Genomic DNA, 22550 nt, shown 5'->3' with positions numbered 1-22550 from the left:
ACGCCCGCGTTGCGGGCTCTCCTTTCAAATGCGCACGCGGCGTTGTGGGCCGCGTGCGGAGCTTGCTGCGGACCTCAGTCGATGCGCTTGGCCGACTTGATCACAACAGGATCGATTGGCACGTTCTGCATGCCTTGCTTGGTAGTGGTTTGCGAGTTGACGATGACGTCGACAACGTCCATGCCCTTAACCACTTTGGCGAACACGGCATAGCCCGCATCACGGCCTGGGTCGAGGAAGGCATTGTCAGCCACGTTGATGAAGAATTGGCTGGTGGCCGAATTTGGATCGTTGGTACGTGCCATCGACAAGGTGCCGCGAACGTTATGCAGGCCGTTGCTGGCTTCGTTCTTGATCGGTGCTTCGGTCGGCTTCTGCGACATCTGCGCGGTGAAACCGCCGCCCTGGACCATGAAACCCGGGATCACGCGGTGGAAAATGGTGTTGGTGTAGAAGCCTTTGTCGACATAGGCCAGGAAGTTCTTGGTACTGATCGGCGCCTTGACCGGGTCCAGTTCGATTTCAATGTCGCCATTGGTGGTGGTGATCAGGACGTGAGGGGCCTTGGCAGGCTCAGCAGCCATCAGGTTGGCTGCGAACAATACGGAGCCGGCAAAGAAGGCGATTTTTTTCAGCATGGGTCAGTGATCCTGGGTAGTGGTTTCGACTGTCTTTAGAAAATCGAGCAAGGTAGCGTTAAAGACTTCGGGTTGATCCAAGGGCGTGGCATGGCGGGAATCTTCGATTACCACCAGCCGCGCATCGGGCAGCAGTTTTACATAGTTTTCTTTCTGCGCCACGGGGGTGTAGTCGTGGTCGGCGCTGATGACCAGGGTAGGACAGGTAATTCTGGAAAGTTGTTCCTGCACGCCCCAGCCGACAATCGCATCGAAGCTGGCGAGATAAGCACGTTTGTCGTTTTTTGCCCAGCGTTCGGCCATTTTGCGCCGCAGGTCGGCTTGCTCGGGTTTGGGGAACAGCCGATCGCCCAGCGCTTTGCCGATGGTGGCAAGGCTAAGCACGCGCGCCAGGCTCCAGCGCTTGGCCCATTGCCAGTAATCATCGGCGCTGCGCACCTTGACCTCGGGCGCGCTGTTGACGATGCACAGGCTCTTGACCTGAGCGGGGTCGTCCACGGCCAGCTGGAATGCGATCATGCCGCCCATGGATAAACCCACCACATGGGCGGGCGGCAGGTTCAGGTGTTCGATCAACGCCACCAGATCGAAGGTAAAACCCTGGATGCTGTAGCGTTCGCGGGGTTTGTCGGAGCGACCGTGACCGCGTATATCCACCACGATCAGGCGGTAATGCCGGGCCAGGACCGGAATCTGCAGTTCCCAATCCTGGCTGCTGGAGCCCAGGCCGTGGATCAGGATCAGCGGAGCGCCGTGACCGTATTCCTCGTAATGCAGGCTGCAGCCTTCGTGGTCGAACCAGGCCATGGGTGAACTCCGTTTCAGGCTTGCTGGGGGGCGGCGAAAGGTGCGTCCAGGGGAGCGGTGTCGAAGGTGCGCAACAAATCGATAAGAATCTGCGTGGCCGGCCCCAGGGGTTTGTCTTTGTTCGAGTACAGGTAGAACGTCGGGTTGCGGCTGCCGCCCTTTTCCAATGGCAGCTGCTTGAGCAGGCCATCCTTGAGTTCGCGTTCGATCAGGTGTCGGGGCAACCAGGCGAAGCCCAGGCCGCTGCTGACGAAGGTGGCGGCGGTGGGCAAGCTGCCGACGGTCCAGCGCTGTTCGGCGCCGAGCCAGCCGACGTCGCGCGGCTGCTGGCGGCCAGAGTCACGGATCACCACTTGCATCTGGCTTTCCAGGTCCTGGAAGCTCAACTCGCGGTTCAGGCGATGCAGTGAGTGGTCGGGGTGGGCCACAGCGATAAATTCCACGTCGCTCATTTCGGTGCCCAGGTAGCCTGGAATGATGAAGCCGCTGATGGCCAGGTCCGCCATGCCATCCATCAACAGCTCTTCAACGCCCGACAGCACTTCTTCACGCAGGCGCACGCGGCAGCCACGGCTTTGCGGCATAAAGGCGGTGAGCGCGCGCACCAGGCGTGCATTCGGGTAGGCGGCGTCCACCACCAGGCGTACTTCGGCTTCCCAGCCCTGTTCCATATGATGGGCGAGGTCTTCCAGTTGGCTGGCGTTTTTGACCAGTTGCCGCGAGCGGCGCAACAGCACTTCACCGGCCTCGGTGAGCACGGCCTTGCGCCCATCGATGCGCAGCAATGGCACGCCGAGCTGGTCTTGCATGCGGGCCACGGTGTAGCTCACCGAGGACTGCGAACGGTGCAGTGCTTCAGCCGCCTGGGCGAAGCCGCCGTGGTCGACCACGGCCTGCAGCGTGCGCCATTGATCGAGGGTAACGCGGGGCGCTTTCAAGATGAGCTCCTCTTGTCCTAAGCTGGCGGTCCTTATTGGAGACTGCCGAATGAGAAAATTCTGTTGTGTGTTGCTGGCGCTGCTGCCGATGGGCGCGTTTGCATTCAGCACCGATGTGACGAAAGACATTCAGGGTGTGAAGATCGATTACAGCGCCTCGGATGTCGACAGCAATATTAGTTCGATCCGACTGACCAATTACGGCTCAAATGATGCGGAGTGCAAGGTGCGTTTTACCAACGGCCCGGAAGCCCCGCGTACTCGCAAGGTCACAGTTGCGGCGGGGAAAACCACCAACACCACGGTGAATTTCAGCCGCGCCATTATCAAAATGCGTATCGCACTGACCTGCACCCCAAAATAAACCGGCAGCGGAGCATGCCCACAGCAATACTCCGCTTATAAACAAATTTATAGATGGGTTATAGCAGTTTTTTACGCTTTTTTATCGAATTGGCTCTGTTTAATCTTCACTCCATCGTCTTACAGCATTTACAGATGGAGCCTACCCAGCCATGTCCAATGTTCTGATCATCGAAAGCAGCGCCCGCCAGCAGGATTCGATCTCCCGCCAGCTGACTCAACAGTTCATCAGCCAATGGCAGGCCGCCCACCCGGCGGATCAGATCACTGTGCGTGATGTGGCCCTCAACCCGGTTCCGCACCTGGACGCCAACCTGCTCGGCGGCTGGATGAAACCCGCCGACCAGCGCAGCCGCGTCGAGCAGGCGTCCCTGGACCGCTCCAACGAACTGACCGACGAATTGCTCGCCGCCGATGTGCTGGTGATGGCCGCGCCGATGTACAACTTCGCCATTCCCAGCACCCTCAAAGCCTGGCTGGACCACGTGTTGCGTGCCGGTGTGACCTTCAAGTACACCGCCACCGGCCCGCAGGGTTTGCTGACCGGCAAGCGCGCTATTGTGCTGACCGCACGCGGTGGCATCCACACCGGCGCCAGCTCCGACCATCAGGAGCCGTACCTGCGCCAGGTCATGGCCTTTATCGGGATTCATGACGTCACCTTCATTCATGCCGAAGGCGTGAACTTGAGCGGTGACTTCCAGGAGAAGGGCATCAACCACGCCAAAGCGCTGCTGGCACAGGTCGCCTGACGTTTTAATCGTCACATAATCGCGTGGTGTTTATATCGCTCCACGCAAACCCTTCAAGTACGCGTATCGAACCTCCCTTTGCACTTGTTGCTCCTGAGTGCTCCTGCCCGACTGCCGCTTTAGCGAGGTCGGGTTTTTTTTGCCTTGAGTTTCAGTAAACGGCGAAAACCTTTAATGTCCCGCCCATTCGAAACGAGGCGCGCATGGGCTACTTACTGGTTGTCACCCTGATTCAGGCATTTTCCTTCAGCTTGATCGGCGAATACCTCGCCGGTCACGTCGACAGCTACTTCGCCGTGCTGGTGCGCGTGGTATTGGCCGGGTTGATCTTCATCCCGCTGACCCGTTGGCGTTCGGTGGCGCCACCCTTCATGCGCGGCATGTTGCTGATCGGTGCGCTGCAGTTCGGCGTGACCTATGTATGCCTTTACTTGAGCTTTCGCGTACTTACGGTGCCGGAAGTGTTGCTGTTCACCATCCTCACGCCGTTGCACGTGACCCTGATCGAAGACGCGCTTAACCGCCGATTCAACTCTTGGGCGCTGATTGCTGCGCTGGTGGCCGTGGGCGGCGCGGCGGTGATTCGCTTCGACCAGATCACGCCGAACTTCCTGATGGGCTTCTTGCTGCTGCAACTGGCCAACTTCACCTACGCCGCCGGGCAGGTGATGTACAAGCACCTGGTGGCGCGTTATCCGAGCGACCTGCCGCACTACCGGCGCTTCGGCTACTTCTACCTGGGCGCCTTGATCGTGGTGCTGCCGGCATTTCTGCTGTTCGGGAAAAGCAACTTTTTGCCCGAAGCGCCGCTGCAATGGGGCGTACTGGTGTTCCTTGGGCTGGTCAGCACTGCGCTGGGCATGTACTGGTGGAACAAAGGCGCCTGCCTGGTCAACGGCGGTACATTGGCGGTGATGAACAACCTGCATGTGCCGGTGGGGTTGTTGCTCAACTTGCTGATCTGGAATCAGCACGAGCCGTTGGGGCGCTTGGCTTTGGGAGGTTTGGTGATTCTGGGGGCGGTGTGGATCAGTCGCTTGGGTGTGCGCAAGGTGCCGGTCATAAGCTGATCCAGATGTGGGAGCGGCCCGCGATAGGGGGTGTCAGTCGGCAAATATTTCGACTGATACACCGCTATCGCGGGCAAGCCCGCTCCCACAGGGAATGGATGGCGTCAGGCAGATTCGTTTTCCAGGGCTGGCAAATGGCTGGCCCCCAACACCGCCGGCACCATCCCCGCGCGCAAATCATTGCCACTCGGCTGCTGATACAGGCTCAAGCCAAACTCCGGCAACACCGCCAGCAAATAATCAAAGATATCGCCCTGGATGCGCTCGTAATCGGCCCACGCCGTGGTGCGGGTGAAGCAGTAGATTTCCAGCGGCACGCCTTGGGCGGTGGTTTGCATCTGGCGCACCATGCAGGTCATGTTCGGCTGGATGTCCGGGTGGCTTTTCAGGTACGCCAGGGCGTAGGCGCGGAAGGTGCCGAGGTTGGTCATGCGGCGGCGGTTGGCCGACAGTTGCGCACTATGGCCCTGAGCTGCGTTCCAGGCCTTGAGTTCGGCCTGCTTGCGGCTGATGTAGTCGGTGAGCAGGTGTACCTGGGTCATGCGCACTTCTTCGTCGTCGCGCAAAAAGCGCACGCCGCTGGCGTCGATATACAGGCTGCGTTTGATGCGGCGCCCGCCGGAAGCCTGCATGCCGCGCCAGTTTTTGAACGACTCGGACATCAGGCGCCAAGTGGGGATCGAGACAATGGTTTTGTCGAAGTTCTGCACCTTGACCGTGTGCAGGGTGATATCCACCACGTCACCGTCGGCGCCGACCTGAGGCATCTCGATCCAGTCGCCGACCCGCAGCATGTCGTTGCTGGTCAGCTGCACGCTGGCCACAAACGACAGCAGCGTGTCCTTGTACACCAACAAAATCACCGCTGACATTGCACCCAGACCCGAGAGCAGCAACAGCGGCGAACGGTCGATCAAGGTAGCGACGATGATGATCGCGGCGAACACGAACAGCACCATCTTTGCCAACTGCACATAGCCCTTGATCGAGCGGGTGCGGGCATGTTCGGTGCGCGCGTAGATATCCAGCAAGGCGTTGAGCAGGGCGCTCACGGCCAGCGTCATGAACAGGATGGTGAACGCCAGCGCCACATTGCCGATAAACAGGGTGGCGGTCTTGCTCAGGTCGGGTACCAGGTACAGGCCGAACTGGATCACCAGCGAGGGCGTCATTTGCGCCAGGCGGTGGAAGACTTTGTTATGCCGCAGGTCATTGAGCCAGTGCAGCGCCGGTTGCCGGCCGAGCAGTTTGACGGCGTGGAGGATGAGGTAGCGTGCTACCCGTCCGACCAATAGGGCGACTACCAGCAGTATCAGCAAACCCAGGCTGGCATGCAGCAGCGGGTGTTCATCGAGGGCGCCCCAAAGGTCTTGGACGTTGAGCCAGAGCTGTTTGATATCCATGGGTAAAACCGATTCTTCTGTAAGACAACACGGGTCGATTAGAGCATTTATGTGCAACAAAGTTGGTTTTGCGGACAAATCTGCTGACAAAAAAGCAGCTGATTAGCCTCGTTCGCGTAAAGAAACTCGGTTTGAGCGCCCGAAACCGTTACCCTATGCAGCTGATATTTTGTATTTCTTCGAGGTAGCACCCGTGTTTTCCCAATTCGCCCTGCACGAACGCCTGCTCAAAGCCGTGGCCGAGCTTAAATTTGTCGAGCCTACGCCTGTGCAAGCAGCGGCCATCCCGCTCGCGCTCCAAGGGCGTGACCTGCGGGTGACGGCACAAACCGGCAGCGGTAAAACCGCCGCTTTCGTCCTGCCGGTGCTGAACCGCCTGATCGGCCCGGCCAAAGTCCGCGTGAGCATCAAGACCCTGATCCTGCTGCCAACCCGCGAACTGGCCCAGCAGACCTTGAAAGAAGTGGAGCGCTTTTCGCAGTTCACCTTCATCAAGTCCGGCATCATCACCGGCGGTGAAGACTTCAAGGTCCAGGCCGCCATGCTGCGCAAGGTGCCCGACATCCTGATCGGCACCCCAGGCCGGATGATCGAGCAACTCAACGCCGGCAACCTCGACCTCAAGGAAGTCGAAGTGCTGGTGCTCGACGAAGCCGACCGCATGCTCGACATGGGCTTTGCCGATGACGTGCAGCGTCTTGTTGCCGAGTGCGTCAATCGCCAGCAGACCATGCTGTTCTCCGCCACCACCGGCGGTTCGACCCTGCGCGATATGGTTGCCAAGGTGCTGAACAACCCTGAGCACTTGCAGGTCAATAACGTCAGCGACCTGAACGCGACCACGCGTCAGCAGATCGTGATGGCCGACCACAACGTACACAAAGAACAGATCCTGAACTGGTTATTGGCCAACGAGACCTATCAGAAGGCCATCGTCTTCACCAATACCCGTGCAGCAGCCGACCGTATCTACGGTCGCCTGGTGGCTCAGGAATACAAGGCGTTCGTGCTGCACGGCGAAAAAGATCAGAAGGACCGCAAGCTGGCCATCGACCGCCTCAAGGCCGGCGGCGTGAAGATCCTGGTCGCCACCGATGTTGCCGCCCGAGGCCTGGACGTGGATGGCCTGGACATGGTCATCAACTTCGACATGCCGCGCAGCGGCGACGAATACGTACACCGTATTGGCCGGACCGGGCGTGCCGGCAATGATGGTCTGGCGATCTCGCTGATCTGCCACGGCGACTGGAACCTGATGTCGAGTATCGAACGCTACCTCAAGCAGTCGTTCGAGCGCCGCACCATCAAGGAAGTCAAAGGCACCTACACCGGGCCGAAGAAGGTCAAGGCGTCGGGCAAAGCCGTTGGCGTGAAGAAGAAAAAGACCGACGCCAAGGGTGACAAGAAGAAAACCGGCGCCAAGTCGCCAACCAAGCGCAAGATTGCCAACCGGCCGAAGACCGACAACCTGTCGCTCGTCAGCAAGGACGGCATGGCGCCGCTCAAGCGCCGCAAGCCAGAAGCGCCAGCTGCCGAATAAGGCCGCTGATATAAAAAAACCGGACGCTGTCCGGTTTTTTTATGCCCTCAGTTGATCGTTCCTACGCTCTGCGTGGGAATGCCGCCAAGGGCGCTCCGCGTCCCGTTGTGGTGGTTAATTCTTTGCTTTGGCGGCCGCCTCGTCCAGCTCCTTGAGGCGCTGGTCGATCAGTTGGCACTTGTCTGGCAGATCCGCGCTGGCAGTCTCCAGGTTCATGTGTTGCAACTCATCGTTGATTTCCTTGGCCTTGGCCGGGTTTTGCTGGGTCAGTTTGGTCACTTCCCTGGCCAGTTGTTCGCGTTTGGCCGTGGCCTCTTCCGGCGTGCAGGCCCAGGCGGGCAGGGCGCTCAGCAGGGCGGCGGCGATGGCCAGGTTCATCAGGGTTTTCATGGTCGGACCTCCTTGGCAGTGGTGTTCAGTTGAGGGCGCGAACGTCTGGAAAGTTCAGAGAAATGACGCTCGTCTATTGGGATGAACGGCCAGTGTCAGGTCATGTCACTACCTATGACGGGCCACTTTTTAATCTGCCCGCGGGAGTAATCAGGATGACGACTTACAACTGGGATCTGATCGAACGTCTACTGCATGAAGTGCAGAACGGCGAAGGCAGCTTTGCGCCGCGCAAATACGCCGAGCAGGAAGCCGCCGAGAAGGCCACGGCGGGCGAATCCACCGGTAACCTGGACGTGTTGAAAAAGACCGCCGCCGATTACGAAGCGCTGTTGTTCAAACGCGGTTTCATTGAATCGCGCCCGGAAGAAGAGGGCGGCAATGGTGAGAACTTCATCCTCACGGCGCTGGGCGCGCAGTTGCTGGCCCTGATCGACAGCTCAATTCCGGGCAACGACCACCCGCGCCAGGTGCTGGACGAGCAGGCCGACGCGCTGGACCCGGCGACGTTCGCCGAGGTGGCTTCCAAGGCGCAGATTGCCTGAAAGAGCACACCCCAAATCAAAATGTGGGAGCGGGCTTGCTCGCGAATACAGTGTGTCAGTCAATAGATTCATCGACTGATTCACCGCATTCGCGAGCAAGCCCGCTTCCACATTTTTAAATCGAGGCTGCCTTGAGGCATTTGAGGGCCTGGAAGTCACTGCGAACCTTGCCGATTTTTTGTGTGAGTGTCTGGCGCTGCTGCGCCGTGCTTTCGGCCATCAGGTCGATGATCAGGCCGCGGGCAGCGGCTTCGGTCTGTGCATAGGCGGTGCGGTATTGCGGGGTCCACAGGCTCTCGCGATCCACCAGCAGCTGTTGGATTTTCTGTGGGAAGTCAGCGCTGTGACGCTGCTGCAAGGCGTCGATAAATTGCGCCTGCCAATGGGCGCGATTACCGATCCATTCCTGATTCTGTTCACCCAGCGCGATTGACCACGCCGTCACTCGGTTCTGCTGGCTGGGACTCAAAGGCCCCATCCACGCATCCAGGCGTTTGCTCATGCGCTCGGCGCGCTCCTTGATCTGCTGAGCCAGTGGCGGTTTGAGGTATTCGTCCTGGCGCTTGCGCAGGTCTTTGGCCAGCGCATCTCCCATGTCTTTGACTTGTTGATCATCCAGGCCCTGCAGCAACTGGATGGCTGACGGGGTGATCTCACGGGCCACTTCAGCGATCGCCTGCTTGGCTTCGCTGGTGCGCGCTTGCAGCGCGGCGTCGGTGATCTGGTTGTTGTCGACCATTTGTTGCAGGCGATCAAGCCAGTCCAGGTAGCCCGGCAGTTGAGTGGTGCAGTGCCAGGCCAGATGTTCCTTGAGTGTGTCATTGAACCAGCTCTTTTGCCCTGCGTTCATGTCCAGGTAGTCGTTGAGCGTCCAGGGGATGATCACATCAAGGTTGCGGTAGGCCAGGCCCACGCGATTGCAGCCGGCGAGCACCAGGCTCAACGTCAGTAATACCACCAGTAATTTGAGCCGACGCAGCATGGGCGTGTCCTTTCGCAGGGAGGGTTCATGCATGTGAGCCTGTGCGAGGCGCGACAGTTCAGCCCATCAATAAAACGACCGCGCGGCCTTCAAGGTCAACAGGCCGTCGCATTGCGAATTGTGTCCGGAGTAGGCCGAGCAGTCTCCACCGCTGAGGCTGGAGCCGCTATAGATCAGGTCCAGGTCAACGCCTTTCCATGCGCGGGAGAACTGCACTGACCAGTCGCTGAAGCTGCTGATGGTGCCGCCTTCCACCGCAGTTGGAGTGCCGAGCTGGTGAGTGGTGTACTTCATGCTGACGCCGATGCCGAAGGGCTGTGTACCGCCGAGGTCGGCAAACAGCGTGCTGTCCTGGCGATCCGGATCGTTGCTGAACGACACGCCGAAGCGATTGCCCAGCAGGTTCAAGCCGCCGTAGAACTCCTGGCTGTCGAGCGGACTGAGCTTGGGGTAGCTGTAGTGGATCATACCGACTTCGTAGCCGAGGGTCTGGTCGAAGGGGCGCTTGAAGCCCATGTAGGAGTCGACTTCAAGGTTGTTGGCCGAGGACAGGCCCATATTGGGCGAAAACTGGCCGAAATACAGGCCGCTGTCGTGGCTCAGGTCCAGGCCGCCGTGGAAGGAATCGCTGCCCGGCGAGGTGGGCTTGACCAAACCCTGGGCCATGCTGCGGCTGGGCGTGGTGCCTAATTTGAGGTCGAAGTCACCCAGTTCACGCTGAAAAATCTGCGCGTATGCGAGGGGGCTTGCTGTAAGGGCTGCGATGAGAAACAAGCAGGGCTTGAGCATGCTTCACTCCATGAAAAGCGAGGAGCAGTAATGAAAAAATCGGACAGATGCCCGTGCTAGACGGGTGCAAGCATACCGGCGAATGCTTCGCGGTGAGCCCCGTTCGTCGATTAGCACATCAAGATAAGTAGCAGGAGGGTGTTTCAGACTCTAGTCCTGGCGCCTTGGAAGGCAAGACGCTTAGGAGCTAGATGCGACGCGCGGGTATTACTTTTTGCCCAGGCTGATCTGCTTGGACGGGCCGAAAGTCTGGCCGCTCACGCCCTTGGCAATTTGCTGGATTTCGCCGCCGGACTTGAGGAAAGCAGCAATTTGGCTGTTGATCGATTCGCTGGTTTCAACGGCGGGAGCTGGCTTTGCTTTGCTGTTGGATGCTTTTACGCGCATGGCGGCCACTAACCTGTAGAAAATTAACTTGGCCAGGCATCGTACAGGAAATACTTGACAATTGCTTGGCAAATATCCTCTGGGAATAACCAAAGCCGATGTAATCGGCCAAAATTTGACCTTGAAATAAGCCCCTAACTTACTGTTTTAACTCGAAACCACAGGGTTTATTCGGCTGCTGCCCGCGGGTAAAATTCGATCGATTGATCAGACGAGCGGGGCGGTGCCATTACGAGGCCACGCCAGCCCGCGATTTTTCAGGCGCACGCGCGTGGCGGGCGCAACTCGGGTAGAATGCCGCCCACGTAACGAAGGTATCTGGAAATGGCTTTAGTCGGGCGCTACAACAGCTTGCAAGTGGTTAAACACACTAACTTTGGTTTGTACCTGGATGGTGCGCAAGATGGTGAAATCCTCTTGCCTAATCGGTATATCCCCAAAGATATTCCCAGTGAAGATGAAGACTGGCTTAACGTTTTCATTTATCTGGACAGCGATGACAAACTTATCGCGACGACTGAAAAGCCGAAAGTTCAAGTCGGCGAATTCGCCAGTTTGAAAGTCGTCGAAGTCAACAGCATCGGCGTATTCCTCGACTGGGGTTTGCCAAAAGACCTGTTGCTGCCGTATTCGGAAGAAAAACGCCAGCTGACTGCAGGTGAATACTGCGTGGTGCACGTCTACCTCGACAAGCACACCAAACGCATCACCGCCACCGCGCGACTTGACCGCTACCTGGATAAGACACCTGCCAACTACCAGGTGGGCCAGGAAGTCGACCTGCTGGTGGCCGAAGCCACCGACATGGGTTTCAAGGCGATCATCAACAACAAGCACTGGGGCCTGATCCACAAGAACGAAGTGTTCAAGTTCCTGCGCCCGGGCAAGGAAGAGAAAGGCTTCATTAAAGAGATTCGCGCCGATGGCAACATCAGCCTGAGCCTGCAACCGGTTGGCCAGGAAGCGGCCTCGAGCCTGAACTCGAAGATCCTCGCCAAGTTGCGTGAAAACAACGGCACCCTGCCGGTCAGCGACAAGAGCGACCCGGCGGTGATCAGCAATTTGTTCGGTGTCAGCAAAGGCAACTTCAAGAAAGCCATTGGTGCGCTCTACAAGCAGGGCCAGATTGTGATTCACGCCGATCGCATTGAACTAAGCTGATCGCGTTTTGCTCTTCTGTAGGTGCCGCTCGGCGCCTATGGAGGCTGCAACCATGACCCGCAAAATACGCTTCGCTTACCTCGGCACTTTACTCGCGTTTCTGGTGCTCGACGGCCTCTGGCTCGGCGTTTTCATGGGCCAGACCTACAGATCCCTGCTCGGCTCGCTGATGCTTGATCAGCCTCGCTTGCTGCCTGCTGTGCTGTTTTATCTGCTGTATGCCCTCGGTTGTGTGGTGTTCGTGGTTTTGCCCAGCGGCAGCTGGCAACGTGCAGCAGGCCTTGGCGCTCTGCTCGGCCTGGTGGCCTACGGCACGTATGACCTGAGCAACTGGGCCACATTGCAAGGTTGGTCAGCCGGACTGGCACTGATGGACATGGCCTGGGGCACCTTCCTGACGGCCGTCTGTTGCAGTGTCGGCTATTTGTGTGCACATCGGGTGCGGCATTGATTGTGTACAGGATTGACGTGCACCGTTGCTGAGCATAACCCCCGCCAACAACCCTTCATAAATCTCTTTGGAACACCGTTTCAGAGGGATTGTGTGCCATTGGCACATATTCTGCTGAATACCTCGTATACAAACCAGGCCGCCTCCCGTATGCACACCGTTACGGCAGCGCAGGCCGGTATTTCGAGGAGCCAAGCGATGACCGAACAATTGCCCAAAGGCTACAGCCCGCGCCTGTACAACCAGGACCTCGGGCCGCTGCCGCAGAAATGGACCTGGTACAACATTTTCGCCTTCTGGATGAGCGACGTGCACAGCGTCGGCGGCTACGTGTTCGCCGCCAGCCTGTTTGCCCTCGGGTTGGCCAGTTGGCAGGTGTTGATCGCCTTGCTCACCGGCATTTGCATCGTGCAGTTGATTGCCAACCTGGTGGCCAAGCCGAGCCAGCAAGCGGCGGTGCCATACCCGGTCATCTGCCGGCTGGCATTTGGCGTGTTTGGGGCGAATATTCCGGCGGTGATTCGCGGTTTGATCGCCGTGGCCTGGTACGGCATCCAGACGTACTTGGCGTCGAGTGCCTTGATTATCGTAGTGCTGCGCTTTTTCCCACAGATGGCGGTGTATGCAGAGCCGCACTTTGCGGGCCTGTCTTACCTGGGCTGGTTTGGCTTCCTCAGCTTATGGACGCTGCAGGCAGCCGTATTCTGGGCCGGCATGGAGTCCATCCGCCGTTTTATCGACTGGGCGGGGCCAGTGGTCTATGCGGTAATGTTTGCCCTGGCCGGCTGGATCGTGTGGAAGGCGGGTTGGGCGAACATCAGTTTCACCCTGGCGGAAAAATCCCTGTCGGGCTGGCAGGCATTTGGCCAAGTGATTGTGGCGACGGCGCTGGTGGTGTCGTACTTCTCCGGGCCTACGCTCAATTTCGGTGATTTCAGCCGCTACTGCCGCAGCATGCACGACGTGCGACGCGGCAATTTCTGGGGGTTGCCGGTTAATTTCCTGGCGTTCTCGCTGGTGACTGTCGTCATCGTTTCGGGCACCTTGCCGGTGTTTGGCGAAATGTTGCATGACCCCATCGCTACGGTTTCGCGCATCGACAACAGCATGGCCGTGCTGCTCGGCGCCTTTGCCTTCGTGACCGCCACCATCGGCATCAACATTGTCGCCAACTTCGTGTCACCGGCGTTTGATTTCGCCAACGTCGCGCCGAGCAAGATCAGTTGGCGCGCAGGTGGCATGATCGCGGCCGTGGCCTCAATCTTTATCACGCCGTGGAACCTGTTCAACAACCCGCTGATGATCCACTACACCCTGGACATTCTCGCTGCGTTTATCGGCCCGCTGTTCGGGATTTTGATTGTGGATTTTTACCTGATCAAAAAGCAGAAAATCGACGTGGATGCCCTGTTCGACGACAGCCCCAACGGCCGTTATTACTACGACGGCGGCGTGAACTGGACCGCCGTCAAAGCCTTGGTGCCTGCGACGCTGGTGGGCGTCGCTATCACCTTCACGCCCGCGTTGCAGGGCATGGCCAACTTTGCCTGGTTTACCGGGTGCTTCCTGGGAGGGCTGTTTTTCCTGGTGCTGGCGCGGCGCGAGCAGGTTCGTGCGCCGACGTCGCTGGTTGCCGGTTGACCAACACCGCACCCGCCACCACCAAGCCGCAACCGGCAATGACCAAGGCCGGTTGCAGGCCACCGCCCAGGTGGCTGCTCACCGAGGCCAGCAACGGGCCGCACAATTGGCCAATGGCAAAGCTGGCGGTGAGCAACCCGGTGCTGCGCTGGTAGCCGTGGGGCGCCACCTCGCGCAAACGCGCCATCACCAACTGCATACAGGCCAGGAACGGCGCACCGCACAGCAGCACTCCCAGGGCCAGGCCCCAGCTATTGCCCAGCAGGCAGGCGAATACCCCGGCCGCTTGCAGCCATAACGTCGTCATCAACCAGCGGCGGGTGGTGTCCGGGTCCTTGCGACGCAGGCTCGCCACCACCACACCCAGCGCCGCCGCCAGGCCAAAGCACGGCCAGAACAGGTCGGCTTGCCACGCGCCGTGGAACTGCGCGCTGGCCATCTGCGACAAGAAGGTTGCGGGGATGATGTAGCCCAGGCCATACAAGAAGTAGATCCAGCACAGGTGCGCGATGCTGGCGTTGCTGCCCGCGCGGGTGGCATGTGCCACCGCGGCGGTCGGTTTCGGTAAAAAGGGCAGAATGCCTAACAACATAACCAATGCCACTACGCCATAGACCAGCCACAAGGTCGCAGAGTCTTCGCCCAGTAGATTGGAGCCCAGTGCCAGCAACCCGGTCAGCAGAATCCCCAAGCCCGGCCCGGCAAACACCAATGCCCCCAAACGCGGACGCCCGGCGGCAATCGCCAGCGGCTGGCTCAAACTGGTGATCATTACCAGCGCCCAGGCGCTCGCCACGCCGGTACCAAAGCGCAGCAGCAAATGCGGCCAGAAGCCATGCGCCCAGTACGACCCCAGGGTCAGCAGCACGCACAGCCACAGCCCGCCATACAAACGCGCTTTTATGTGGTGATGGCTGCGGGCGAAGATCGAGTCCACCGCGCCGACGAAATAGCCCAGGTAGTTGGCGGCGGCAATCAGGCCCGCGCCCGTCAGGTCAATCTGCCCCTCGCTGAGCAAATGCGGCATCTGCGGGGTGAGGGCGAAGCGGCCAATGCCCATGGCCATCATCAGGGCGATAAAGCTGGCGGTTAAGCGAATCAGCGGTGACATGTGCAGGTTTCCTACGGGGAAGCGAATGACCTGTAGGCTAAAGCGGATTGACTTTCTGTAAAAATGAATAATAGTGAGTAACTTGTTCAGTTTTGGAGAAAGGTATGGAGTTCAGTCAATTGCGCATCTTCCAGGCCGTGGCGGAAGAGGGCTCCATCACCCGCGCGGCTGAGCGCCTGCATCGCGTGCCCTCGAATCTGTCGACACGGCTCAAGCAAATGGAGGAGCAACTGGGCGTCGAGTTGTTCGTGCGCGAACGCCAGCGCTTGCAGCTTTCTCCCGCAGGCAAAGTGTTGCTGGACTACAGCACCCGACTGCTGGCGCTGCATGATGAAGCCCACGGCGCGGTGCAAGGAGGGCAGCCGGCGGGCGATTTTGTATTGGGCAGCATGTACAGCACGGCCGCAGTGCATTTGCCCAAACTGTTGGCGCGCTATCACAAGGCGTATCCGATGGTGAACCTCCAGGTGCAATCGGCGCCCAGCGGCGAGTTGCTAGAGGGCTTGATCACCGGGCGTCTGGACGCGGCCTTTGTGGATGGCCCGATAACGATCGCGACGCTGGACGGCGTGCCGCTGTGCGAAGAGCGCCTGGTGATCATTTGCGAGGCGGATCACCCGCCCGTGCGTGGCCCCCAGGACGTCGCCGGCCGCTCGGTGTTCACCTTCCGACGCAGTTGCGCCTACCGTGCGCGCCTGGAAACCTGGTTTTCCCACGAGCGTGTGGCCATGGGGCGTGCCATCGAGATCGAGTCTTACCAAGGCATGCTCGCCTGCGTGATCGCCGGTTCCGGCGTGGCATTGATGTCAGAATCGATGCTCGACAGCCTGCCAGGCAAGGACAGCGTGTCCGTTCATCCGTTGACCGGGCCTTTTGCCACTGCTACTACCTGGTTAATGTGGCGCAAGGGCATGCTCGGCGCTAACCTCAATGCATGGATCGATCTGCAACAAGAGGGCAAGGCCGATTTCCTGCAAGACGCGCACGCGATTGCTTGAACGATCCGTCAGGATTCAGATCAATCCTGTAATAGTTCGTTGTGGTTTCGTTCAAGCATTACGTAAGACTTAGAGCTACTATCACTGTAGGAAAAGGCGACAGAACTCCCGCCTAGCCGCATTACCCTCAAAGGGGGCAACCATGAAAGAGAAAATTCAAAACTGGCTCCACGACCTCGGCGTTGCGCTGGGCCTGATTGAACCGCCACTGCAGCCGATACCGATTCGCACGGATGACGAGCAGCGTCGTCCGCGTCGCCGCTAAGCTCAGTTAGCAACAGGTTTTAGAATGTGGGAGCGGGCTTGCCCGCGATAGCGGTGTATCAGTCGATTTAAAGTTGACTGACACACAGTTATCGCGGGCAAGCCCGCTCCCACAGTCGTTTTGTGCAAGGCAAAAAAACGGGCGCGACATCCGACGTCGCGCCCGCTGAAGAAACCGCTTTAAATCCTGTTACCTGTCAAATGGCCCTGGCCACCGAAGCCTCTGGCCGACGTGACAACAAGCTCACCAATACAAAACTCACCAGCCCAACCGCCAGGCTGTAGTAGATCGGCGTATTCGCGTCCAAGCCGTCTTTGAACATAAACACCAGCGCCGTCACAAAGCCCAATGTCATGGATGCAATGGCGCCGGAGGTGGTGGCGCGCTTCCAGAAAATTGCGCCCATCAGCGGGATCAGCATGCCGCCCACCAGCAGGTTGTAGGCCAGGGTCAGGGCGCTGATCACGTCGTTGACCACCAGCGCGATACCCAGCACGGCGATACCGGTCAGCATCGTAAACAGACGGTTGATGCTCAGGCTCGACTGCTTGCCGCCACGCAGGCGTGGCAGCAGGTCTTCGGTCAGTACGGTGGAAGCGGCGAGCAGGCCGGCGCTGGCGGTGGACATCATCGCGGCCAGTGCGGCGGCGATCACCAGGCCACGGATGCCGTCTGGCAGCGAGGCTTTGACGATGGCGGCGAAGGCGTTGTTGACGTTGTCCAGGTTCGGCAGCAGCACATGCGCGGCCATGCCGATCAGGGCACAGGCCAGGCCGTAGAGGATGCAGTAGAAACCGGCGAACGTGCCTGCGTACTGGGCGACTTTTTCGTCACGGGCGGTGAACACGCGTTGCCAGATGTCCTGGCCGATCAGGATGCCGAAGAAGTAGATCATGAAGTAGGTGATGATCGTGTCCCAGCCGATTTCGGTGAAGCTGAAATTCGACGCCGGCAGCTTGGCCACCAGTTGATCCCAGCCGCCGACGCGGTACAGGCAGATCGGCAGCAGAATAAACATCAGGCCGACGGTCTTGATCACGAACTGCACGATATCGGTAAGGGTCAGTGACCACATGCCGCCGATGGTCGAATACACCACCACCACGCCACCGCCGAGCAGCACCGACACCCAGAACGGCAGGCCGAACAGCACTTGCAGCACGGTGCCGATGGCCAGGATCGAGGTCACGCCGATCATCAGCGCGTAGGCCAGCATGATCACCGCACTCGCTTGGCGGGCCATCGGGTTGTAACGTTTTTCCAGCACCTGGGTGACGGTGAAGATCTTCAACTTGAGCAGCGGCTTGGCCAGGAACAGGTTCAGCGCAATGATCCCTGCGCCCAGTGCGGCGCACAGCCAGAAGCCGGAAATGCCATGCACATAACCCAGGCGCACGGTGCCGACGGTGGATGCACCGCCCAATACGGTGGCGGCCATGGTGCCCATGTACAGCGACGGGCCCAGGTTACGACCGGCCACCAGGTAGTCTTCGTGGGTCTTGGCACGGCGCATGCCGTAATAGCCGAGCACGAGCATGCCGGCGGCGTAGATGAGTACGACGAATAAATCCAAAGCCATGACGGCGGTTCTCCGTTTATTTTTTTAGGCTATTGAGAGGTTTTCTGCAGGAAGGGCACTTGCTGTGGCGAGGGAGCTTGCTCCCGTTCGACAGCGAAGCTGGAGCCGGCTTTTTTAGGGCCGCTCCGCACCCCATCGGGAGCAAGCTCCCTCGCCACAACGGCCGGGCCATAGACTTCGGCCGGCTCCGGGAACGCACGAAGCAAGGTCAGGTACACCACCGACGCCAGCCCCAGCGTCACCGGCAGGCTGATATCGATGCCATCGGCCAGGTTGCCCAGCGGCCCGACAAACTGCCCCGGCAGGTTGACGAAGCACAGGCCCACCAGTGCGCTCGGGACCCAGGCGCCCAGGCCGCGCCAGTTCCAGCCGTGGCTGAACCAGTAGCGCCCGCCGGTCTCACCGCGAGTGAACACCTGCAAGTCATCCGGGCAGTAGAAACCGCGGCGCACGATCAGGCCGATGATCATCATCACCATCCACGGCGTGGTGCAGGTGATGATCAGCACGGCGAAGGTCGACACGCTCTGCACCAGGTTGGCGGCGAAACGTCCGATAAAGATGAAGGCAATCGACATCACCCCGATCAGCAACGTGGCCTTGACCCGCGACAGCAAGCGCGGGAACACGCTGGACATGTCCAGCCCGGTGCCATACAGCGAGGTGGTGCCGGTGGACATGCCGCCGATCACCGCGATCAGGCACACCGGCAGGAAGAACCAGCTCGGTGATACGGCCAGCAAACCGCCGACATAGTTGTTGGCCGCGATATAGTCCGGCGCCTTGATCGCCACGATGGTCGCGGTGGCGAGGCCGAACAGGAACGGAATCAAGGTGGCGATCTGCGCCAGCACGACCGCCAGCATGATGCGCATTTTCGGCGTCTCACGCGGGATGTAGCGCGACCAGTCACCCAGGAACGCGCCGAAGGAAATCGGGTTGCTCATGGCCACCAGCGCCGAGCCGATGAAGGCAGCCCAGAAACCAGCCTGGCCCATGGCGACGGTGCCGGCGAAGTGGCTGTCGAACGCTGGTGCGAACGCGAAGATGCCCAGCAGAAACAGCAGGCTCGCCGCCCACACCGCAATGCGGTTGACCCACAGCATGAAGCGAAAGCCGTAGATGCACACGGTCAGTACCAGCAGGGCAAACAGGCCGTAAGCCAAGCCCAGCGTCAGGTCGGTTTCCGGCAGGCCAATCAGGCGTTTCGCACCACCGACCAGCGCATCACCCGAACTCCACACCGACAGTGAGAAGAAGGCAATCGCCGTCAGCAGCGACAGAAACGAGCCGACAATCCGCCCATGCACACCAAAGTGCGCGCCGGAAGACACGGCGTTGTTGGTGCCATTGATCGGCCCGAACAAGCCCATGGGCGCCAGGATCAGCGCGCCCACCAACACGCCCAGCACAATCGCCCAGACCCCAGCCTGGAACGACAAACCGAACAGCACCGGAAACGAGCCCAGCACGGCGGTGGCAAAGGTGTTGGCACCGCCGAAGATCAGGCGAAACAGATCCTTGGGCCTGGCGGTACGTTCGTGGTCCGGGATCTGTTCGACCCCGTTGGTTTCTATTCTGCGAATACTGTTTTCGTTGTTTTTATTATTCATGATCAGCTCCGATCACATTGGCTAAGGGGGCGGCAGCCCTTCCGGCATAGCGGACAAATGTTCGTGACAGGCCAGCCACAGGCCTTGTTGTTTTAGGTGAGACGCTTGCCGTTTGAAGACAATGGTCTCGCGCTCCTGGCTAAAAAATTGCTCCCCGTTCATGCGCAGCTCGGTGGCCACGTCATGAATAAAAATCGCCGCGTCACCCTGCAGGCTGACAACGGCATTGCTTGAGCTGCAGGACAGCACTTCAAACCCCTCGTCCGCGCGCCAGCTGTCCCACAACGCCTGGTAGGCATCGCGACTGAGCAGAGGCTGGGGCAGGGTGTAAAACACGAAGCTGGCATCGGCCGTGAACGCGCCAAAGTAAGCCTCGCGGTCATTAGCGGCGAAGGCCGCCACCAGGTCGGCGGCGGCTTTCAGCACCTCTTGGGCGCTCATCAGCGGTGCGCCACGCCGGGCAGTACGCAGAGCATCTCGTACAGCAGGTTGGCGCCGAGCAGCGAGGTGTTGCCGGTGGTGTCGTAAGGCGGCGAAACTTCTACCAGATCACAACCAACCAGGTCGAGGCCCTGGCAACCACGGATGATCTCGATCGCCTGAATAGTGGTCAGCCCGCCGATTTCCGGTGTGCCGGTGCCGGGCGCCCAGGCGGGGTCGATGCCGTCGATATCAAAGCTCAGGTACACCGGGCCGCCACCGACTTTTTCGCGCACTTCGGCCATCAAGGGGGCGAGGGAGTGGTGCCAGCATTCTTCGGCCTGGACCACACGGAAGCCCTGTTTGCGGCTCCAGTTGAAGTCTTCGGCCGTGTAGCCCTGGGCACGCAGGCCGATTTGTACAACACGATCGCAATCGAGCAGGCCTTCTTCCACGGCGCGGCGGAAGGTGGTGCCGTGGGCGATTTTCTCGCCGAACATATGGTCGTTGACGTCAGCGTGGGCATCGATGTGCACCAGCCCGACCTTGCCGTGCTTTTTGTGGATAGCACGCAGGATCGGCAGGGTGATGGTGTGGTCACCGCCCAATGTCATCGGGATCACGTCGTGCTCAAGGATCTCGTCGTAGGCTTCTTCGATGATGCGCACGGCGTCGAGCAGGTTGAAGGTGTTGATCGCCACATCGCCAATGTCGGCAACCGACAGCGAGTCGAACGGTGCGGCGCCGGTGGCCATGTTGTAAGGGCGGATCATCACTGATTCAGCGCGGATTTCACGTGGCCCGAAGCGGGTGCCGGCGCGCAGCGACGTGCCGATATCCAGAGGCACGCCGATAAAGGCAGCGTCCAGGCCTTTGGCCGTTTGCAGGTGGGGAAGTCGCATCATGGTGGCGATGCCGGCGAAGCGCGGCATTTCGTTGCCGCCCAGTGGTTGGTGGAAAATCTTGTCCACGGGAGTGCCTCATCGTTGTTTTGTTTATTAGGGGCCGATTCTGCGAAAAGCCCGTGGCGGGAAGAATCGGCAGAGGCAAATACTTAGTTCAGATTTTTCTAAACTAATGCTTGGGGTAAACTCGGTCCAAATGTGGGCGCTGGCTTGCCTGCGATGGCGGCGTTGATTTCACTGTTGCTATCGCAGGCAAGCCAGCCCCCACAGGATTTTTGTGTTCCGCGGAGAACAAATGGCCAACGCCTTGCCCGACCTGAAACTCCTGCGCATCTTCGTCAGCGTCGTGCGCCACCAGGGTTTTGCCAATGCCCAGCACGAACTCAACCTGTCGACGTCGGCCATCAGCACCTACATGAGCCAACTCGAATCGGCCTTGGGCCTGGTGCTGTGCCATCGCGGCCGGGGCGGATTCAGCCTGACCAGCAAAGGCGAGCTGTTCCATCAGGAAACCTTGCGTCTCTTAGGTGAACTCGAAGGCTTCGAGCAATACGCCGCCGCCCTCAAAGGCGAGCTGCGCGGCACCCTCAAGCTGGGCGTGCTGGACTCCACCGTCAGCGACAAGGCCTTGCCGTTCGCCGAAGTGATCGGCGCCTACAGCCTCGAACACCCGGCCGTGCATCTGCATCTGTCGGTGATGAGCCCTTACGAGCTGCAACTGGGCGTGCAGGACAATCGCCTGGACCTGGCCATCGGCGCGTTCTCCAACCGCATGAGCGGGCTGATCTACATGCCGCTGTATCGCGAACAGCACTGGCTGTATTGCAGCACGCGCCACCCGCTGTTCAACGAGCGGCGTATCCCCGAACAAGTGATCACCCAGCAACGCATGGTCGGCCGTGGCTATTGGAGCCAGGCCGAACTGGCGCGGCATGGTTTCAAACACAGCGCGGCCACCGTGGAAAGTATGGAAGCCCAGTTGATCCTGGTGCTGTCCGGCGCCTATATCGGCTACCTGCCCGAGCACTACGCCCAGGCCTGGGCCGACAAGGGTGACTTGCGCGTTTTGTTGCCGGCAACCTTCGGCTACCAGGCGCCGTTTTCCATGATCATGCGCCGTGGCCGCAGTCGCGAACCGCTGATCCAGACTTTCCGCGATCTGCTCAAAGCGCAGCTCAACCAGGCCTGATAAACCATGTCCAGACCCCAATGCCCTCGCTGCCTCAGGCCCGTTACCCACTGTCTGTGCGCGCTGATCCCCAGCCTCGACAGCCGCACACGCATCTTGCTGTTGCAGCACCCGAGTGAGGTCAATCACGCGCTCAATACTGCGCGCTTGGCGGCACTGGGCTTGAACAATGCGCAGTTGGTGGTGGGCGAGGTGTTTGATGACCTGGCCATGCTGTTGAGCCCGCCGGGTTATCAGGCACGCCTGCTGTTCCCGGCGGACGATGCTGAGCCGTTGCAAACCTATACGCCGAGCGATCAACCGCTGTTGCTGGTGGTGCCCGATGGCACTTGGCGCAAGGCGCGCAAGCTGCTGCACCTCAACCCGCTGTTGGCGGCTTTGCCGCGCGTGGCCCTGGCGGGCGAGCGCGTGTCGCGTTATCGGTTACGCAAGGCACCCGGCCCGGGCGCTTTGTCGACGGTGGAAGCAATCGTGCAAGCGTTGCAGGTACTCGAAGCCCCGGCTTCATTTGACGCGTTGCTCAAGCCTTTCGATGCGTTGATCGAAGGCCAGATTGCCGCCATGGGCGAGGCGGTCTACCAGCGTAATCACGTAGAGGCTACATAGCTACCGC

At 59.7% G+C, this 22550-nt stretch carries 25 protein-coding genes; 12 read left to right on the top strand and 13 right to left on the bottom strand.

Going from position 1 to position 22550, the window contains the following annotated elements; genetic code table 11:
• Positions 1-74 precede the first annotated feature (74 nt).
• Genes HU759_RS22160 through HU759_RS22150 form a run of 3 tightly spaced genes read right to left on the bottom strand, consistent with a single transcriptional unit; the run spans position 75 to position 2383 of the window.
• On the bottom strand, positions 75-638 hold the full coding sequence (locus HU759_RS22160; RefSeq protein WP_016979352.1) for a peptidylprolyl isomerase A: 564 nt from the start codon (positions 636-638) through the stop codon (positions 75-77).
• 3 nt (positions 639-641) lie between these two features.
• Entirely contained in the window at positions 642-1445 is an 804-nt protein-coding gene (locus HU759_RS22155; protein WP_017134846.1) for an alpha/beta hydrolase, read from the bottom strand.
• 14 nt (positions 1446-1459) lie between these two features.
• Positions 1460-2383: a LysR family transcriptional regulator gene (locus HU759_RS22150; RefSeq protein WP_017134847.1), complete on the bottom strand. Its 924-nt coding sequence runs from the start codon at positions 2381-2383 to the stop codon at positions 1460-1462.
• 49 nt (positions 2384-2432) lie between these two features.
• Here HU759_RS22150 and HU759_RS22145 point away from each other — a divergent pair, with 49 nt between their 5' ends.
• The 3 genes from HU759_RS22145 to HU759_RS22135 all read left to right on the top strand — a co-directional run bounded on the left by HU759_RS22145 (position 2433) and on the right by HU759_RS22135 (position 4568).
• On the top strand, positions 2433-2747 hold the full coding sequence (locus tag HU759_RS22145) for a 3-phosphoglycerate kinase (protein ID WP_138454187.1): 315 nt from the start codon (positions 2433-2435) through the stop codon (positions 2745-2747).
• A gap of 151 nt (positions 2748-2898) precedes the next feature.
• Positions 2899-3498 (top strand): FMN-dependent NADH-azoreductase, encoded by a 600-nt coding sequence (locus HU759_RS22140; RefSeq protein ID WP_017134849.1) that lies wholly within the window; start codon positions 2899-2901, stop codon positions 3496-3498.
• A 203-nt stretch (positions 3499-3701) separates the two neighbouring features.
• A complete protein-coding gene (locus HU759_RS22135) occupies positions 3702-4568 on the top strand; it encodes a carboxylate/amino acid/amine transporter (RefSeq protein ID WP_017134850.1) in 867 nt (288 codons plus the stop codon).
• 104 nt (positions 4569-4672) lie between these two features.
• Here the strand turns inward: HU759_RS22135 and HU759_RS22130 are convergent, their stop codons facing one another.
• Positions 4673-5971, bottom strand: coding sequence for a mechanosensitive ion channel family protein (locus HU759_RS22130; protein ID WP_138453987.1), 1299 nt, complete (start codon positions 5969-5971; stop codon positions 4673-4675).
• A 193-nt stretch (positions 5972-6164) separates the two neighbouring features.
• On the opposite strand from HU759_RS22130, the gene HU759_RS22125 reads away from it, so the two are divergent.
• On the top strand, positions 6165-7511 hold the full coding sequence (locus tag HU759_RS22125) for a DEAD/DEAH box helicase (RefSeq protein WP_026013512.1): 1347 nt from the start codon (positions 6165-6167) through the stop codon (positions 7509-7511).
• A gap of 114 nt (positions 7512-7625) precedes the next feature.
• On the opposite strand, the gene HU759_RS22120 is transcribed toward HU759_RS22125, so the two are convergent.
• Positions 7626-7901 (bottom strand): hypothetical protein, encoded by a 276-nt coding sequence (locus HU759_RS22120; RefSeq protein ID WP_017134853.1) that lies wholly within the window; start codon positions 7899-7901, stop codon positions 7626-7628.
• Between the two features lie 155 nt (positions 7902-8056).
• On the opposite strand from HU759_RS22120, the gene HU759_RS22115 reads away from it, so the two are divergent.
• Positions 8057-8446: a transcriptional regulator gene (locus HU759_RS22115; protein ID WP_186617167.1), complete on the top strand. Its 390-nt coding sequence runs from the start codon at positions 8057-8059 to the stop codon at positions 8444-8446.
• A 115-nt stretch (positions 8447-8561) separates the two neighbouring features.
• On the opposite strand, the gene HU759_RS22110 is transcribed toward HU759_RS22115, so the two are convergent.
• From HU759_RS22110 to HU759_RS22100, 3 genes are all read right to left on the bottom strand, one after another.
• Positions 8562-9428, bottom strand: coding sequence for a DUF6279 family lipoprotein (locus HU759_RS22110; protein WP_186617165.1), 867 nt, complete (start codon positions 9426-9428; stop codon positions 8562-8564).
• Between the two features lie 66 nt (positions 9429-9494).
• Positions 9495-10217 carry a TorF family putative porin gene (locus HU759_RS22105; protein ID WP_186617163.1) on the bottom strand — a complete coding sequence of 241 codons (723 nt, stop codon included), beginning with the start codon at positions 10215-10217 and terminating at the stop codon, positions 9495-9497.
• Positions 10218-10424: 207 nt separating this feature from the next.
• Positions 10425-10604: a hypothetical protein gene (locus HU759_RS22100; protein ID WP_003193095.1), complete on the bottom strand. Its 180-nt coding sequence runs from the start codon at positions 10602-10604 to the stop codon at positions 10425-10427.
• Between the two features lie 324 nt (positions 10605-10928).
• Here HU759_RS22100 and HU759_RS22095 point away from each other — a divergent pair, with 324 nt between their 5' ends.
• The 3 genes from HU759_RS22095 to HU759_RS22085 all read left to right on the top strand — a co-directional run bounded on the left by HU759_RS22095 (position 10929) and on the right by HU759_RS22085 (position 13857).
• Complete coding sequence (locus HU759_RS22095; protein WP_017134857.1) at positions 10929-11765, top strand: S1-like domain-containing RNA-binding protein; 837 nt, start codon at positions 10929-10931, stop codon at positions 11763-11765.
• A gap of 52 nt (positions 11766-11817) precedes the next feature.
• A complete protein-coding gene (locus tag HU759_RS22090; protein WP_017134858.1) occupies positions 11818-12216 on the top strand; it encodes a DUF2177 family protein in 399 nt (132 codons plus the stop codon).
• Positions 12217-12414: 198 nt separating this feature from the next.
• Entirely contained in the window at positions 12415-13857 is a 1443-nt protein-coding gene (locus HU759_RS22085; RefSeq protein WP_017134859.1) for an NCS1 family nucleobase:cation symporter-1, read from the top strand.
• On the opposite strand, the gene HU759_RS22080 is transcribed toward HU759_RS22085, so the two are convergent.
• Entirely contained in the window at positions 13769-14968 is a 1200-nt protein-coding gene (locus HU759_RS22080; RefSeq protein WP_186617161.1) for an MFS transporter, read from the bottom strand. The two genes, HU759_RS22085 and HU759_RS22080, sit on opposite strands and share 89 nt — an antisense overlap.
• Before the next feature lie 104 nt (positions 14969-15072).
• Between HU759_RS22080 and HU759_RS22075 the strand changes: the two genes are divergently transcribed.
• Positions 15073-15966, top strand: coding sequence for a LysR family transcriptional regulator (locus HU759_RS22075; protein ID WP_186617159.1), 894 nt, complete (start codon positions 15073-15075; stop codon positions 15964-15966).
• 142 nt (positions 15967-16108) lie between these two features.
• On the top strand, positions 16109-16231 hold the full coding sequence (locus tag HU759_RS29995) for a PA1414 family protein (RefSeq protein ID WP_017134862.1): 123 nt from the start codon (positions 16109-16111) through the stop codon (positions 16229-16231).
• Between the two features lie 196 nt (positions 16232-16427).
• On the opposite strand, the gene HU759_RS22070 is transcribed toward HU759_RS29995, so the two are convergent.
• The 4 genes from HU759_RS22070 to speB are packed head-to-tail and all read right to left on the bottom strand — an operon-like array spanning position 16428 to position 20814.
• Positions 16428-17810, bottom strand: coding sequence for a sodium:solute symporter (locus tag HU759_RS22070; protein ID WP_017134863.1), 1383 nt, complete (start codon positions 17808-17810; stop codon positions 16428-16430).
• A 29-nt stretch (positions 17811-17839) separates the two neighbouring features.
• Positions 17840-19423: a cytosine permease gene (locus tag HU759_RS22065; protein WP_170039184.1), complete on the bottom strand. Its 1584-nt coding sequence runs from the start codon at positions 19421-19423 to the stop codon at positions 17840-17842.
• A 21-nt stretch (positions 19424-19444) separates the two neighbouring features.
• Positions 19445-19864, bottom strand: a complete 420-nt coding sequence (locus HU759_RS22060; protein ID WP_170039182.1) for a nuclear transport factor 2 family protein — start codon at positions 19862-19864, stop codon at positions 19445-19447.
• The gene (gene speB / locus HU759_RS22055) at positions 19864-20814 is read right to left on the bottom strand and encodes an agmatinase (RefSeq protein WP_017134866.1); all 951 of its coding nucleotides are present in this window, start codon (positions 20812-20814) and stop codon (positions 19864-19866) included. Before speB ends, HU759_RS22060 begins: the two co-directional genes overlap by 1 nt.
• Positions 20815-21043: 229 nt before the next feature.
• Here speB and HU759_RS22050 point away from each other — a divergent pair, with 229 nt between their 5' ends.
• Positions 21044-21937: a LysR family transcriptional regulator gene (locus HU759_RS22050; RefSeq protein WP_017134867.1), complete on the top strand. Its 894-nt coding sequence runs from the start codon at positions 21044-21046 to the stop codon at positions 21935-21937.
• A gap of 6 nt (positions 21938-21943) precedes the next feature.
• Entirely contained in the window at positions 21944-22543 is a 600-nt protein-coding gene (locus tag HU759_RS22045) for a DTW domain-containing protein (RefSeq protein WP_017134868.1), read from the top strand.
• Positions 22544-22550: the final 7 nt, after the last annotated feature.

Source organism: Pseudomonas sp. OE 28.3, assembly GCF_014268205.2.
Lineage (GTDB): Bacteria > Pseudomonadota > Gammaproteobacteria > Pseudomonadales > Pseudomonadaceae > Aquipseudomonas > Aquipseudomonas edaphica.
This window is presented reverse-complemented; position numbering and strand designations above follow the sequence as displayed.